General features: G+C 59.8%; 16 protein-coding genes. 11 read left to right on the top strand and 5 right to left on the bottom strand.

From position 1 onward, the window contains the following. Window positions 1-34: 34 nt before the first annotated feature. The 5 genes from JFT81_RS03700 (at window position 35) to JFT81_RS03720 (ending at window position 6,161) form a co-directional block, all read left to right on the top strand. Window positions 35-1,003: a LysR family transcriptional regulator gene (locus tag JFT81_RS03700; RefSeq protein ID WP_201226161.1), complete on the top strand. Its 969-nt coding sequence runs from the start codon at window positions 35-37 to the stop codon at window positions 1,001-1,003. A 36-nt stretch (window positions 1,004-1,039) separates the two neighbouring features. Continuing rightward, window positions 1,040-1,489 carry a hypothetical protein gene (locus JFT81_RS03705; protein ID WP_201226162.1) on the top strand — a complete coding sequence of 150 codons (450 nt, stop codon included), beginning with the start codon at window positions 1,040-1,042 and terminating at the stop codon, window positions 1,487-1,489. A gap of 81 nt (window positions 1,490-1,570) precedes the next feature. Beyond that, window positions 1,571-2,410 carry a glutathione-dependent disulfide-bond oxidoreductase gene (gene yghU / locus JFT81_RS03710; protein WP_201204237.1) on the top strand — a complete coding sequence of 280 codons (840 nt, stop codon included), beginning with the start codon at window positions 1,571-1,573 and terminating at the stop codon, window positions 2,408-2,410. 308 nt (window positions 2,411-2,718) lie between these two features. Further along, on the top strand, window positions 2,719-4,896 hold the full coding sequence (locus JFT81_RS03715) for a TonB-dependent siderophore receptor (protein WP_201226163.1): 2,178 nt from the start codon (window positions 2,719-2,721) through the stop codon (window positions 4,894-4,896). A 71-nt stretch (window positions 4,897-4,967) separates the two neighbouring features. Further along, complete coding sequence (locus JFT81_RS03720; RefSeq protein WP_201204240.1) at window positions 4,968-6,161, top strand: GAF domain-containing sensor histidine kinase; 1,194 nt, start codon at window positions 4,968-4,970, stop codon at window positions 6,159-6,161. Between the two features lie 15 nt (window positions 6,162-6,176). On the opposite strand, the gene JFT81_RS03725 is transcribed toward JFT81_RS03720, so the two are convergent. Further along, window positions 6,177-6,818, bottom strand: a complete 642-nt coding sequence (locus JFT81_RS03725; protein ID WP_201204241.1) for a LysE family translocator — start codon at window positions 6,816-6,818, stop codon at window positions 6,177-6,179. A 106-nt stretch (window positions 6,819-6,924) separates the two neighbouring features. Between JFT81_RS03725 and JFT81_RS03730 the strand changes: the two genes are divergently transcribed. Together JFT81_RS03730 and JFT81_RS03735 are read left to right on the top strand one after the other, a co-directional pair. After that, window positions 6,925-7,680, top strand: a complete 756-nt coding sequence (locus JFT81_RS03730; RefSeq protein WP_201226164.1) for a phytanoyl-CoA dioxygenase family protein — start codon at window positions 6,925-6,927, stop codon at window positions 7,678-7,680. Further along, a complete protein-coding gene (locus tag JFT81_RS03735; protein WP_201226165.1) occupies window positions 7,680-8,678 on the top strand; it encodes a zinc-dependent alcohol dehydrogenase family protein in 999 nt (332 codons plus the stop codon). Before JFT81_RS03730 ends, JFT81_RS03735 begins: the two co-directional genes overlap by 1 nt. Window positions 8,679-8,805: 127 nt before the next feature. Here the strand turns inward: JFT81_RS03735 and JFT81_RS03740 are convergent, their stop codons facing one another. Further along, on the bottom strand, window positions 8,806-9,147 hold the full coding sequence (locus JFT81_RS03740) for a hypothetical protein (RefSeq protein WP_201204244.1): 342 nt from the start codon (window positions 9,145-9,147) through the stop codon (window positions 8,806-8,808). Window positions 9,148-9,233: 86 nt separating this feature from the next. Beyond that, complete coding sequence (locus tag JFT81_RS03745; protein ID WP_201204245.1) at window positions 9,234-9,878, bottom strand: ATPase; 645 nt, start codon at window positions 9,876-9,878, stop codon at window positions 9,234-9,236. A 170-nt stretch (window positions 9,879-10,048) separates the two neighbouring features. On the opposite strand from JFT81_RS03745, the gene JFT81_RS03750 reads away from it, so the two are divergent. From JFT81_RS03750 to JFT81_RS03765, 4 genes are all read left to right on the top strand, one after another. Beyond that, complete coding sequence (locus tag JFT81_RS03750) at window positions 10,049-10,297, top strand: hypothetical protein (protein ID WP_201226166.1); 249 nt, start codon at window positions 10,049-10,051, stop codon at window positions 10,295-10,297. 49 nt (window positions 10,298-10,346) lie between these two features. Further along, window positions 10,347-11,375: an NAD(P)-dependent alcohol dehydrogenase gene (locus JFT81_RS03755; protein WP_201226167.1), complete on the top strand. Its 1,029-nt coding sequence runs from the start codon at window positions 10,347-10,349 to the stop codon at window positions 11,373-11,375. Window positions 11,376-11,514: 139 nt separating this feature from the next. Continuing rightward, window positions 11,515-12,672, top strand: a complete 1,158-nt coding sequence (locus JFT81_RS03760; protein WP_201204247.1) for a GGDEF domain-containing protein — start codon at window positions 11,515-11,517, stop codon at window positions 12,670-12,672. An 8-nt stretch (window positions 12,673-12,680) separates the two neighbouring features. After that, the gene (locus JFT81_RS03765) at window positions 12,681-13,175 is read left to right on the top strand and encodes a PaaI family thioesterase (protein ID WP_201204248.1); all 495 of its coding nucleotides are present in this window, start codon (window positions 12,681-12,683) and stop codon (window positions 13,173-13,175) included. Window positions 13,176-13,268: 93 nt separating this feature from the next. Here JFT81_RS03765 and JFT81_RS03770 read toward each other — a convergent pair whose 3' ends face one another. Together JFT81_RS03770 and mug are read right to left on the bottom strand one after the other, a co-directional pair. Then, on the bottom strand, window positions 13,269-13,664 hold the full coding sequence (locus JFT81_RS03770) for a hypothetical protein (protein ID WP_201204249.1): 396 nt from the start codon (window positions 13,662-13,664) through the stop codon (window positions 13,269-13,271). Between the two features lie 127 nt (window positions 13,665-13,791). After that, on the bottom strand, window positions 13,792-14,304 hold the full coding sequence (gene mug, locus JFT81_RS03775; RefSeq protein ID WP_201226168.1) for a G/U mismatch-specific DNA glycosylase: 513 nt from the start codon (window positions 14,302-14,304) through the stop codon (window positions 13,792-13,794). Between the last annotated feature and the right edge of the window lie 94 nt (window positions 14,305-14,398).

Consider the following 14,398-nt stretch of genomic DNA (forward strand, 5'->3'; position numbering starts at 1 on the left):
ATCTGCAGTTGGCCGCCCAAGAAGAGAGCCTGCCGTGTCTAACGCCGTCCCCAACTGCGATGCACAACTGATTCGCACGCTATACACCTTGCTGACTGAATGCAGCGTTTCGCGTACGGCAGAGTTGCTCGGCCAATCGCAACCGGCGATCAGCGTCGCCCTGCGCCGGCTGCGAGAGCTGACCGGTGATCAACTGTTGGTGCGCAGTGGCAGCCGCATGGTGCTGACCACCCACGGGCTGACCCTGATCGATCCCGTTGCACAGGCGCTGAATGGCATCGAACAGATTCTGCACCCGGTCGACCGGTTCGACCCTGCCACTACCCGGCAAACTTTTCGCATCAGCACGCCGGATTATCTGAGTGTGTTTTTTGTTCCGGCGATCATCGAACGTTTCAACGCGCAGGCGCCGCTGGCCACGTTGGAGCTCAAGCACTTACAAGCCGAGGGCGGCTATTCGCGCGGACTTGAGGATGGATTTCTCGATCTGGTGATCGGCAATTGGCGAGCACCGGCAGAGCATCTGCACCTGCAAATGCTCTGCGACGATGATCTGGTGTGTCTGTTGCGCGAGGAACACCCGATCCCGCCCGGTGGCCTGACGCGCGAGGCTTACATGGACGCCGACCACTTGGCCGTCATGACCCACAACTCATCCGGCCAAGGCACCATCGGCGCCGAACTGGCCAGGAACGGCCTGGCCCGGCGAGTGACCACCACGCTGCCGTACTTCTGCATCGCGCCGTATGTGCTGGTGAAATCGAATCTGCTCTTCACCACCACACGTTCTTTTGCCAAGCACTACAGCGATTTGTTGCCGCTGCGCATCGAGCCCTTCCCCGTGCCTGCGCAACCGCTGCGCTATTACCAGTTGTGGCATGCGCGCAAACATCGCTCGCAGGCCTCGAAGTGGTTACGCAGCGTGGTGCTCTCTGCGGCCAGGGCGATTGCACCTGAGCCAACGGCAGTGAATCAGCGCGAAGCATCCGGGCAATCTGCTTAACTGACTCATTGCTGTTCTTCAACCCGGAGGCCTGCAATGAAATCCAGATATCCACTCACGGCGTTATTGATCGCAGCAGGCCTGTTCGGCTGCGCCACATCGTCCAACCCTGGCGTGAACGTCACGCTCACCGCCACCCGGCAGAATGTCGGACAGATTGGCAACGTCAGCCTCGCTGACTGGGGCAAGGACACCGGCTTCAGCTTCTTCATCAGCGGTGCGCCCAGTGGCGCCTCCCTGCCCTTGCGCCTGTATGCCTTCGTCAATCAAGGGAGTTGCGCGCAACCCGGGCCGGTGGCTTATGCGATGAACGATAAAGTCACCACCGAACGTCAGCCTGTACGCGGCTGGGCATTTTCACGAAGTGCGCCGGTGGCCTTGTCGACATTGCTCGCCGCCGAGCATTCCGTGGTCGTGCGGACGGCCGCGACCGATGGCAGCGTAGACATTTTCTGTGGGGACATTCGCCAGGCCAACGTGAAATAACGTCGATCGCGCTGGCACGCGAGGAGAATTTTTCATACGGTGTCGGTCTCTTATCCGTCAGCATTCGACGAGGCCCACTACATGAGCAAAGCGCCCTACGTACCGCCCAAGGTCTGGAAAAACGATGCGCCGTCCGGCGGCCAGTTCGCCAGCATCAATCGCCCGATTGCCGGGCCGACGCATGAGAAAACGCTGCCAGTGGGCAAACACCCGCTACAGCTGTATTCACTGGCCACGCCCAACGGCGTGAAAGTGACGATTCTGCTCGAAGAACTGCTGGCGCTGGGACACACCGGCGCCGAGTACGACGCGTGGCTGATCCGCATTGGTGAAGGCGATCAGTTCTCCAGCGGGTTTGTCGAAATCAATCCGAATTCGAAGATTCCGGCGCTGCTGGATCGCAGTGTCGAGCCGCCTGTTCGGGTATTCGAGTCGGGTTCGATTCTGCTGTATCTGGCAGAGAAATTCGGCGCCTTGCTGCCCAAGGACCTGGCGGGACGCACCGAAACGCTGAACTGGCTGTTCTGGCAAATGGGCGCGGCGCCGTATCTGGGTGGGGGCTTCGGGCATTTCTATGCTTATGCGCCGGAGAAACTCGAGTACCCGATCAACCGCTTCACCATGGAAACCAAGCGTCAGCTCGATGTGCTCGATCGCCGTTTGGCTGAAAGCCCTTACCTGGCAGGCGACAGCTACACCATCGCCGACATCGCCGTGTGGTCGTGGTACGGGCAACTGGTGCGCAACACCGTGTACTCGGCCGCCGAGTTTTTATCGGCGCAGGAATACACGCATGTGCAACGCTGGGCGGAAGACATCGCCAATCGGCCCGCAGTGATACGCGGAATGCGCGTCAACCGCACCTGGGGCGACGAAGCAACGCAAGTGCCTGAAAGGCACCAGGCGCAAGATCTGGCCTGACCTCCTCCCCTGCGGTAAATCACTGTAGGAGCTGCCGAAGGCTGCGATCTTTTGATCCTGCTCTCTGCGAACGGGCCAAAAGATCAAAAGATCGCAGCCTTCGGCAGCTCCTACAGATGACTTGGGGGCTGGGAAGCTATTTTCTGTTTGCAGGCTGAGCGTGCTGTCATTTTACAGATGTGAAAATTTCGTTAACTAACTGACTCGTGAAGCTTTCTTCAGGCAATTCAATCTGACATGCTAATGCGAATACTTCTTGTATGCGCTTGCATCAGATTCGTTTTGGTATTACCTGGGGAAGCAGATTGATGTCGTTTCACACCATTCACCGCCGTTCGAACCTTTCACCCAACCTGTTGGCACTGGCGATCTGCATCGCCGCTGTCGCACCGGTTGCGGCAGACGAATCTACGCAAGACCAGCCTGACAACGTCGCTCCGCCGACCACGCTGGAGTTGGGCGCTACCGAAATCGGCGCCACGCAGATGGGCAGTACCACCGAAGGTACGGACTCCTACACCACCGGTCCCATGCAGACCGCGACCAAACTGTCGCTGACCATGCGCGAAACACCGCAAGCGGTGACCGTTGTCACCCGCCAGCGCATGGACGATCAGGCCATGACCAGCATCAACGACGTGGTGAAGGCCACGCCGGGCTTGTTTCTCAACCAGTCAGGCGGCCCGGGGCGGCAGACTTACAGTTCGCGCGGTTTCGACATCGACACCATCATGTACGACGGCCTGCCCAGCTCGTATCAGGCCTACTCGATGGCGGTGCAGCCGAACCTGGCCATGTTCGACCGAGTCGAAATCGTCCGCGGTGCAACCGGCCTCGTCACCGGTGCCGGCAACCCTTCAGCGGCGATCAACATGGTGCGCAAGCGCCCGACGGCAGACCAGCAAGTGACCCTCACTGGCGCGGCCGGCAGTTGGGACGATTACCGTGGCGAGATCGACGCCTCCAGCCCGCTCAATGAAAGCGGCACGTTGCGTGGCCGGGTGGTCAGTTCCTATCAAGGCGCCGACAGTTTTCGCGACAAAGAACAAAACGACCACGGCCTGTTCTACGCCATCGGTGAAGCCGACCTCAGCGACAGCACCACGGCCACGCTTGGCTTCTCTCGCCAAAATGAACAGACCAACTATTTCTGGGGCGGTTTGCCACTCGGCACCGATGGCCACCACCTCGATCTGCCGCGCTCCACCTACCCCGGCACCGACTGGGAAAACAAGAAGCTGCAGATCGACACCGTGTTCGGTGAAGTGGAGCATCGCTTCGACAACGACTGGAAACTGCACGTTGCCGGGACTTCCTCGACGCTGAATGGCGAGTTTTCCGGCACTTACCTGTCGCGCTACAACGGCCCGCTGGAAACCACCGCCTATCAATCGCATAACACCGACAAGCAGACCGCACTGGACGCCTTTGCCAGCGGCCCGTTCGAAGCCTTCGGCCGCACTCATGAACTGGTCGTCGGTGCGAGCAACCGCGTCTACGATGCGACCTCCAAGGAATACGACCCGTACACCACCGCGTGGCCGATCGGTGCGCCAAAACCTGACTTTGTCCGTGACAGCAAAACCCGCACGGTGACTACGCAGGATGCCGTCTACCTGACCTCCCGCCTGAGCCTCGCCGACCCACTGACCCTGATCCTCGGCGGCCGCCTCGACTGGTACGACTACGACGACCGCACCGGCGACGGTGATTACAAAGTCACCCGCAACCTGACGCGCTACTCGGGTCTGATCTACAAGCTCGACGATCACCATTCGCTGTACGCCAGTTACACGGACATCTTCACCCCACAGACCTCCAAAGACCTTTCGGGCAAGGTGCTGGACCCGATCGTCGGCGAAAACTACGAAGTCGGGATCAAAGGCGAATACTTCAACGGCGCTCTCAATGCCAGTCTGGCCGTGTTCCAGATGGATCAGACCAATCGCGCGGCCCTTGCCGCAACGCAATTGGGTTGCCCGGTCATGACCTGCTATCAGGCTTCCGGCAAGGTTCGCAGCCAGGGCGTCGACATGGAGCTGCAAGGTGCGCTGACCGAAAACTGGCAGGTCGGCGGCGGTTACACCTACACCCGCGCCCATTACATCAAGGATGAGAACCCGGACAACGATAATCAGCGCTTCAAAACCGACATCCCCGAGCACCTGTTCAAACTCTCGACGATGTATCGCCTGCAAGGTCCGCTGGAGAAGTTTCGCATCGGTGGCAACGTCTACTGGCAGAGCCGCTTGTACAACGATGTTCCGGTTGCCAACAGCACCTATCGCGTCGAACAGGGCAGTTACGCCGTCACTGACCTGATGGCCGGTTACGAGGTGAACAAACACCTGGACCTGCAAGTCAACGCGAACAACATCTTTGACCGCGTCTACTACTCCTCCATCGGCTACAACACCACCTGGGGTGCTACCGACAACTACGGCAATCCGCGCAGCTACATGCTGACGGCCAAATACAGGTTCTGAGTCCGACGCATTAGTCATGGCTGGCAATAAGGGATAGTCTTTGCCTCGATACCCTCTCGAAGCGCCAGCCCATGACCAACCCAGCATTCTTATCCGACATTGAAGCCATCCGCAGCATCGACGCGGTGCCGGTCATCCTGAGCATGGTCAAACACCTTACCGGCATGCGCTTCGCGGCGGTCGCGCGGGTCACGGACAGCAACTGGGTGGCGTGCGCCGTCGACGACTCGATCGAATTCGGGCTCAAGCCCGGCGGCGAGCTTGTACTCGAATCGACCATCTGCCACGAGATCCGCCAACACAAACAGCCGGTCATCTTCGGTCATGCCAGCACGCACGCGATCTTTTCTGCGCATCACACGCCGAAAACCTATGGGCTGGAAAGCTACATCTCCATTCCGATCGTCAAAGCCAACGGCGATTTTTTCGGCACGCTGTGCGCCATTGATTCGGTCCCGGCGAATCTCGACGAGCCGGCCATCGCGAAAACGCTGACCCTCTTCGCCCAACTGATAGCCATGAGCCTCGACACGCAAAGTCGTCTGCAGGCAACGGAAGTCGAACTGAGCAACGCCAATGAGCTAGGCCGCCTGCGCGAACAGTTCATTGCTGTACTCGGCCATGACCTGCGCACGCCATTAAGTGCCGTGCGCATGAGCACCGACCTGCTGGAAAGTAAAACCGAGGACAAACGCTCGCTCTCACTGATTTCGGCGATCCGCAACAGCTCGGTGCGCATGGGCGTGCTGATCGAAAACATCCTCGACTTTGCTCGCGGCCGTTTGGGGGGCGGGATTCCGCTTCAGCGAAAACTCGTGGATGACCTGCAACAAACCCTGCAACTGACCCTTGACGAGGTCAAGGCGTCCCACCCGAATGTAACGTTCGTGCACGCGCTGGACGTTCCGGGCGGCGTCTATTGCGACGCGTTGCGCATCAGCCAGTTGCTGTCGAACCTGTTGGGCAACGCAGCCACTCATGGCTCGACCAGTGCGCCGATCACCCTCAAAGCCTATTCGGAGAATGATGAGATTGTCATCTCGCTGACTAATCAGGGCACACCTATTTCAGCGCAGTTGCTGCCGCTGTTGTTCGAGCCTTTTACCCGATCCGAAGCCGGTCAGCGTTGCGAAGGACTGGGTCTGGGTCTTTACATCGCGTCGCAGATCGCGACTGCGCACAATGGCACCTTGAGCGTCACGTCGAACATCGAGTCGGGAACCTGCTTTGTGGCGCGCTTCCCGGCTCAGTTCAAATGGCTTTAAGCAGACGCTCCGCGCTTACACAGTCTGCCGGCGCATCGTCAGAATCGCTGCGCCAAAACCGATGAATGTCGACCCGACGATCCGGCTTACCCAACGCGATAGCGCCGGACGGGTCAGCACGCCCTTGGCGCGAGACGCCAATGCGGCATAGATAGTCAGCGAAGACACCGACAACGCCATGAAGATCGAGGTCAGAATCAGGAATTGCGGCAGCAGCGCTGCGCCCTGATCGATGAACTGTGGAAACAATGCAGTGAAGAACATCGTTGCCTTGGGGTTGGTCACCGCCGTCAGGAAGGCCGACTTGTACAGTTTGCCGCGCGTTGGGCGGACCTTGCTCGCCTCACCTTCAAGCCCCTCTGGCAGCATCGGGCCCTTTTTGAACAGCTGTTTCACGCCCAGGTAAAACAGATAACCGGCACCGAGAATCTTCACGGCGTTGAAGAGGATTTCCGAGCTGGCCAACAACGCTCCCAACCCAAGCATCGCCGCCGCCGACAGACAGAACAAACCACTGGCATTGCCAAGCGACGACCATACAGTGCTGCGTTGCCCGTACGTCAGGCTGTTGTTGATCGCCATCAACGTCGCCGGTCCCGGGCTGGCAATGGCAATCGCGCCAACCAGGGTGAACGTCAGTATCGAGTGAGAATCCATTTTCGCTGCTCGTGGTCAATGTGGTGCTGCATGTTACCGCAGCCAGGCGATCTGTCGCCTGCTCAGCTATACCTTCTTCGCTGGCACTGAAACCGGGAAGGACGCCATGACAGATTGCCAACGCCTGCACCGCCAAGGCTACGCCCTGCTCCGTGGGGCCATTCCCGCGCAATGGCTGGGCGAGCTCCGCGCCGCGTTCGATGCGGGTGTGAAGCCTTCGTCGCAATGGCCAACACCGCGCGGGATGGACTGGCGTCATGCTCAATTGGATCTGGATCCGCAGATTCAGGCGACCTGTCGTCTACCGCAAGTGTTGGCGGTCGTGGGCGAACTGATTGGCGAGCGTTTCTTTCTTGCGCAGGTAGAAGGCCGCGAACCCCTTGGCGGCGGTGGTCATCAACCCTTGCATCGCGACATGTCGGCGCAACGGCCAGGAGACATGGTCAATGCTCTGGTCTTTCTCGACGACTATGGCCCCGACAATGGCGCAACGCGCATCGTCCCCGGCAGCCATCGGCCTGAGCCGGGAGCGCCACCCCTCGATATCAATGAGCCGCCCGGCTGTGTGCAGCTAGCAGGCCGCGCGGGCGACGTACTGCTATTCGATGTCGATCTGGTGCACGCGGGCAGTTTGAATCACACCGGTGCACGCCGCCGCACCCTGCTGATCAGCTATTGCGCTGTGGCGCTGTACGACTCACAGCTGCAAACGGCGCATCTGCGAGGCGTGCGAATGGACATCGGCGACCGCTTCGAACCATCGGACTTTGCCTACAACCTGTGTCCCGTTTCGGGGGTCGACAAACCTGCCTTGCGCTCCCAACATAGCGCTTTCTCTGAACATGACAGCGAGGCGTTGTAATGAGCCAACCGACTATCCGTGCGTTGATCCTGGATGACTACGCCCACAACGCCTTCCGTGAAGCGCACATCGAGCGCCCCCAGCCTCAAGCTCACGAAGTGCTGGTGCGGGTGGTGGCCAGCGGCGTCAACCCGATCGACTACAAGATCCGCTCCGGCAACGCGCCCTACGCGATGCCGGAGCTGCCAGCGATTCTCGGCACCGACATGGCCGGGGTGATCGAAGCTGTCGGTGCCGACATCAAGCACTTGGCTGTCGGCGATGAAGTGTACGGAATGGTCGGCGGCGTCCGTGGTTTGCCGGGATCGCTGGCGGAATACCTCGCGGTGGATGCCGATCTGGTAGCGCGTAAACCGAAAAATCTCGGGTTTCGCGAGGCGGCGGCAATTCCGCTGGTGTTCCTCACCGCTTGGGAAGGTCTGGTCGATCGTGCTCACGTCCAGGCCGGGCAAAAAGTCCTCGTGCATGGCGGCGCCGGCGGCGTGGGCCACATGGCAGTGCAAATTGCCAGGGCGCTGGGCGCCGAAGTGTTCGCCACGGTTTCGCCGGGCAAACGCTCGATTGTCGAAGGCTACGGCGCCACGGCGATCGACTACCGCGACGAGCCGGTTGCGCAATACGTGAACCAGCATACCGGCGGCAAAGGTTTCGACGTGATTTACGACACCGTCGGCGGCCAGAGCCTCGACGATTCGTTCGCCGCCATTCGTCTCTATGGCCACGTCGCCAGTTGCGCGGCGTTCGGCACCCACAACCTTGCCACCGGCTCGCTGCGCAGTGCAACGCTGTCGGGGATTTTCGTGTTATTGCCAATGCTCACTGGCGTTGGTCGCAAGCACCATGCCGAGATCCTCGGTTACGCAACGCGACTGATCGAAGAAGGCAAGGTCAAGCCGCTGATGCATCCGCAGCGCTTCAGCCTCGGCGAAGCACGCCAGGCCCATGATGCAGTTGAACAAGGCACTGGCATCGGCAAAGTGGTAATCGACATCGCTTGATCCCACAGCAGATTGAGCCCTTTCTGGAAGCAAAAAAAACCCCGCGACCGAATGAAGGCGCGGGGCAAAGAATTGGTTGGTTGCGGCCAACCAAAGGAGCTCTGTTACATACGTGTACCGGGCAGAATCAGATGCAGTCTTGCGCAGCTCGTTCAAAACTCGATGGCAGGTAGTTCGAGGCCAGCAGGTGGCGCTCGTAGAGGAACACCTTGCCGCCGGTACCCGCCTTGTAGGCTTCGAGTATGTTGTCCGCGGAAATCTTGCTCGGTACCACGATCCGGTAACTGCGTTGGGTCTGCGAGACCGTTGGGGTCAGCGCGCTGCCCTGCAGCTTCGGCACCACACAATCGGCGTACTGCGCAGGGGTTTTGCTGGTCTGCAAAACCAGGGTCGGATTGTTCGGTGTCGAGGCACAACCGGCGAGCAGCAAGGCAGCGACAGCCATGGCAGGCACAAATAAAGGACGCATAGGGGTAATCCTGAAAATAAAGGTTCTGTTCAACCGGCAACGGTTCAGCCTCACGGAGCTGCCGTCGCCATTTATGTTTTAAGTGTTCAGCTCGACGCCACCAGCGCCTTGAGCGACACATCGAATTGCTTCAAAGCGTTAAGCTGCAAGTCGCGTTGCTTGTCGATCTGCGCAGCAATTGCCGCTGCCGCCTGGTTGTGGACCCACACGGAAGGCAGCTGTTTTTCCACCGCCCCTTCAGCTTTGCCGATGTATTGCAGGTCGGCGTCGTAGAAACGTGCGGTGAAGCGCGCTTCGACCAGACTGTTGCGTTGCGTCAGCAAGCGGTTGAACGTGTCGAGTTTCACCACGATGTCTGGATGTGCCTGGACCAACGCATCGAGGCTGTCGTAAACGGTGACGGACAAAAACTGTTGCTGCAGCGAACTGATCAACCAATCGATGGCCAGTTCAGGATCGGAGCTGCCGACGAAGGCCTCGCGAATCCTTGAGTCCAGCGCATCTTTGGCACCGTTGGCGGCCATGTCGTGGTAACGCTCAAGGTATTGCAGGTTTTCCAGTGTGTTCTCGCTGTACAGCACGCCGACGCTTTGCGAGTGTCGCAACGTCGCGCTGCTGCCGGCGATGGGCTGGAGATGACACGACCGGGCGTCGTCTGCGTAGGTCGGTGCAGCGGCAACCGCTCCGCCCATCAACAGGGCGACCAGAGCCAGTCGGGTCAAAGTGTTCATCGCGCAAATTCCTTGAGCTGCGTGTTCGATGGAAGCGATTTTCCGCCCATTGGCGACAAAGCAAAACTTGCGTTTCGTGATGGTCACTATTACTTCTAGCAATAGTTGCGCGACGTGCAGACTGATACACACTTCAATACAACTAGAAAAAGATGAAAGAGGATCTCTCTTTGAGAACATTCGACCTGATCCGTGACGCCGTTTTGCCCGACTTTCGCGAGCGAGTGGCGGAATACCTGGTCCAGTACGAGACTGTATTGCTAGCCGACAACCCCGGCGACACCCAGCTGATCCGCAACACCGCCCACCAGTTGCTCGGTTACCTGCGCGGCCTGAACACCACGCGAGTGCTGGGCATGGCGGACTGGGAAGAGCTCGATCGGCGGGTGGTAAACACCTGGCTAGCGCCGCAGCAATGACCGACTAGACTTGCCGGGCTGTTTCCGACTGTCGAACCGGAGGTGCCCCATGAGCAACACCGAACCCACTACTTTCAACGGCTGGGCGGCCACCGCTGCCGGCGCACCACTAGAGCGTTACAGCTACGATCCCGGCGCATTGGGCGAAGAAGACGTCGAAGTCGCCGTGGAATACTGCGGCGTCTGCCACTCGGATCAATCGCTGATCGACAACGACTGGGGCATCAGCCGCTATCCGTTCGTGCCGGGCCACGAAGCGGTCGGCAAGATCGTTCGTATGGGCTCGCAGGTACGTGGCTTGAAAATCGGCCAGCGTGTCGGCATCGGTTGGTACAAGGGCAGTTGCATGCACTGCTCATCCTGCATCTCGGGCTCGCAGCAACTGTGCGGCACCGCGCAGCCGACCATCATCGGCAGTAACGGTGGCTTCGCCGATCGCTTGCGCTCGCACTGGGCCTGGGCGATTCCGGTACCTGACAACCTTGATCCGGCGATGGTTGGGCCATTGTTCTGCGCAGGTTCGACGGTATTCAACCCATTGCTGCAATTCGGCGTGAAACCCACCGACCGCGTCGGCGTGGTCGGCATCGGCGGCCTTGGTCACCTGGCGCTGCGCTTTCTGAATGCCTGGGGCTGTGAAGTCACCGCGTTTACCTCATCGCTGAACAAGCAGGACGAAGCCAAACGCCTCGGCGCGCACAATGTCGTCGCCTCAACCGACAGCAATGCGTTGAAAGCCATTGCCGGTACGCTGGATTTTCTGCTGATCAGTGCCAACGCCGACCTCGACTGGAAGGCCATGCTCGCCACTCTGCGGGCCAATGGGCGGCTGCATTTCGTCGGCATCGTGCCCAGTGCGATTCCGGTTCACGTGTTCGATCTGATTCCGCAGCAAAAATCCCTGTCCGCCTCACCCGTTGGTTCGCCGGGCACCATGGCGACCATGCTCGAGTTCTGTGCGCGGCATCAGATTCTGCCGCAGGTCGAGATGTTTCCCATGAGCAAGGTCAACGAGGCCGTCGAGCATTTGCGCAGCGGCAAGGCGCGTTATCGCGTGGTGCTGGACGCCAGTCAGTGAGCAATCGGCGCGGCGGTTGATGCCGCTCGCGCCCTCCCCCAACGCCAATGGTCTGCGCGGCAACAAGGCCCCTGCGAAAATCCTTGGCGAACGCTTACAATCGCCCGTCTAACCGCCCACCAGACAGGCCCGCCCAGAAATGCCGCTCGACCCTCCGACGATGCTGACCCTTTCCATCGCCCTCGCAGCCGCTGCCGCGCTGTACCTGGCGATCGAGTGGCGGAGCATCCGTGAACCCTCGCTGCTGTTCTGGAGCGCCGGTTTCGCCACCATCACCGTGGGCTCCACCCTCGCATTGCTGCGCAGTAGCGGCTTTTTGCTGATCGGCATCTGGTTCGCCAACGGCCTGCTGGTGACCGCACACTTCCTCTTCCTGCTGGGCGTTGCGCGCTTCACGCAGATACGTCTGTCCCGCGGTTGGTACCTTATCTTCCTCACCTGGCTGGTGATGTTGTTATTGCCCGACGGGCCACTGTGGTCAAAAGTCATGCTCGCGGCCAACTCGCTGCTGGTGGCGCTGGTGACGCTCAAGGCGAGCACGCTGCTGCGCCCGCATGGCAAATCGCTGAGTGTGGGCGCGGTGCAACTGCGCTACGTTCTGCTGATTCACGGAAGCTTCTATATCGCCAAGGCCCTGACGGTGGTCATCCCCGGCACGCTGATCGATCTGGCCGCATTTCGCGGCGAGATCATCCAGATTTCGCTGGTCGAAGGCGCCATGGCAATCATGTTGATCGCGCTGTCGATGACGGGCACCGAACGTTACCGCCGGGAAAAAGAGATCGCGCGCCTCGCCGAACGTGACCCGCTGACCGCCCTCTACAATCGCCGCGCCCTGGAAAAACGCGCTACGCGTCTGCTCGCCGACGTCTGCGCAGAACGCCCCGGCGCCCTGCTGCTGATCGACATCGACAACTTCAAACTGGTCAACGACCAATACGGCCACACCGCGGGCGATCGTCTGTTGATTGCATTGAGCGAAATGATCCGCTCGCTGCTGCCGCGCAATGCATTGACCGCACGCCTGGGCGGCGACGAGTTCGTCATTCTCCTGGGCGGCGCCTCAAGCGAGCGCATCGTCGAGCTGGGCAACAGTTTGCGCGAACAGTTTCTGAGCACCACCTCACAGACATTCCCCACGCCCGAGGCCGTCACGTTGAGCATCGGCGCCAGTCTGTTCGAGCAACCGCCCGCCAGCCTCACGGCGTTGATCGAACAAGGCGATGTCGCTCTCTACGAGTCCAAACGCGGCGGTCGCAACCGCCTGCGCCTGACCGGGCTCCCCACACAAGGATGACCACAATCATGTCCAGCCTCGACAGTTCTCTGCAAGACAGCGCCGCGCCAGAAGGCGTTTGCTATGGCTGCGGCAGCAGCAACCCCCATGGATTGCACATTAAAAGCCACTGGCATGAAGATGGCGTGCACGTCCTCGCCGAGCACGTGCCAGACGCCAAATACTGCGGCTGGCCCGACCTGGTTTACGGTGGACTGATCGCGATGCTGGTCGATTGCCACTCCAACTGGACGGCGATGGCCTACCACTATCGCGCCGAACAGCGTGCCCCCGGCAGCCTGCCGCGCATCGACTGCGTGACCGGTAACCTGGGCATCAAATTCATCAAACCGACACCGATGGGCGTACCGTTGACCTTGCGGGCCAGAGTTGATGGCGACGTCGGGCGCAAGACTCGGGTGATCTGCGAGGTATATGCAGGGGATGTGCTGACGGCGGTGGGCGATTCAATTTTTGTGCGCGTGGACACCGGGCAACTGGCAGCGGTTGCGCACGGGCGCTGAAACCGGCGCGCTGGTATCTGGCACTCGGTAGCCAAACAAAAACGCTCGCGATCAGCGAGCGTCTTTGAATACGGATAATCAGGTGAGCCTTTCTTACAGACCGACGCGCTTCAAGCCCTGACGCATGCCTTCGTCCGCCTGTTCGCACCATTGCTTGAGACTCAGCGACGCCGGCAGGCCGGTTTCGAGCTTCTGGTATTCACCCTCGACCAACACTTCGCCCTTACGGCCTTGCGCTTCGTTCTTGTCGCCGTCCTTCTTGTTCACTGGACCCGGCATACCCTCAACGAAGGCAGCCATCTTGTCGGCATTCGCAGTGCTGTCGGCTTTGAGGAAACCCTTGTCGACGCAATGTTTGATCAGCCCGGTGGTGTTACGACCCGAGTCATAAACGCTTTTCAGCGTGGCAGCATCGATTTCTTCGGCATGGGCGAGACTGGACGCGCCGAAAGCGGCGGTCATTGCGAGGATCAAAGCGGTGTAATTCATATTTATTCCTTTAAATGTGCAGCCACGGTTTCATTGATGAATTCGTGCGAGCGAATATCCAATCGCTCAAGCAAAAAAACAAGCGGTATTGCGCAACGATAACGCCGGAGTTTTTGATCTGGCCGCCTTACGCTTCAATCGCTAAAAAGAGCGCCTGATACGCCTCCACCAGGTCCCCTTGGGTGAACGCTAGATTGCGTCCACTCGGATTAGGCAAAACCCACACCGGGCAACCACCGAATAACTCGGCCTGACGCCCCCACGGCACTTGTTTTTGTCCCGACAATGCGGCGTACGCGGCTTTGCCCAGAAACGCCACAAAACGCGGCGCACAGCGTTCGATCTTCGCCTCGAAACTGGCGGCGACTGCATTGAATTCATGTAGCGCCAACTGATCCGCCCGTGCCGTCGGCCGCCCGACCACCGCCGTCAAACCACAGCGATGGTGCAGAATCGAGCGGTCGTCCTCCGCGCGGATCTCCTGCGGAGTAAACCCGGCCAGATGCAACGTGCGCCAGAAACGATTGCTGCGGCCGGCAAAGTGATGCCCTTGCGCAGCGGCCTTGAGCCCCGGATTGATGCCACAGAAAATCACCGAAAGATCATCAGCCAGAATGTCCTCAAGCCCTTCGCCCGCCATATCGCCTCTCGATTAATCATCCCCCCTCAACTTACCCTCTCCCAGAGGTAGAGGGGACTGATTGCGGGATATTCAGGATAAACACCGACCTGAA

Source organism: Pseudomonas sp. TH43 (assembly GCF_016650635.1).
Lineage (GTDB): Bacteria > Pseudomonadota > Gammaproteobacteria > Pseudomonadales > Pseudomonadaceae > Aquipseudomonas.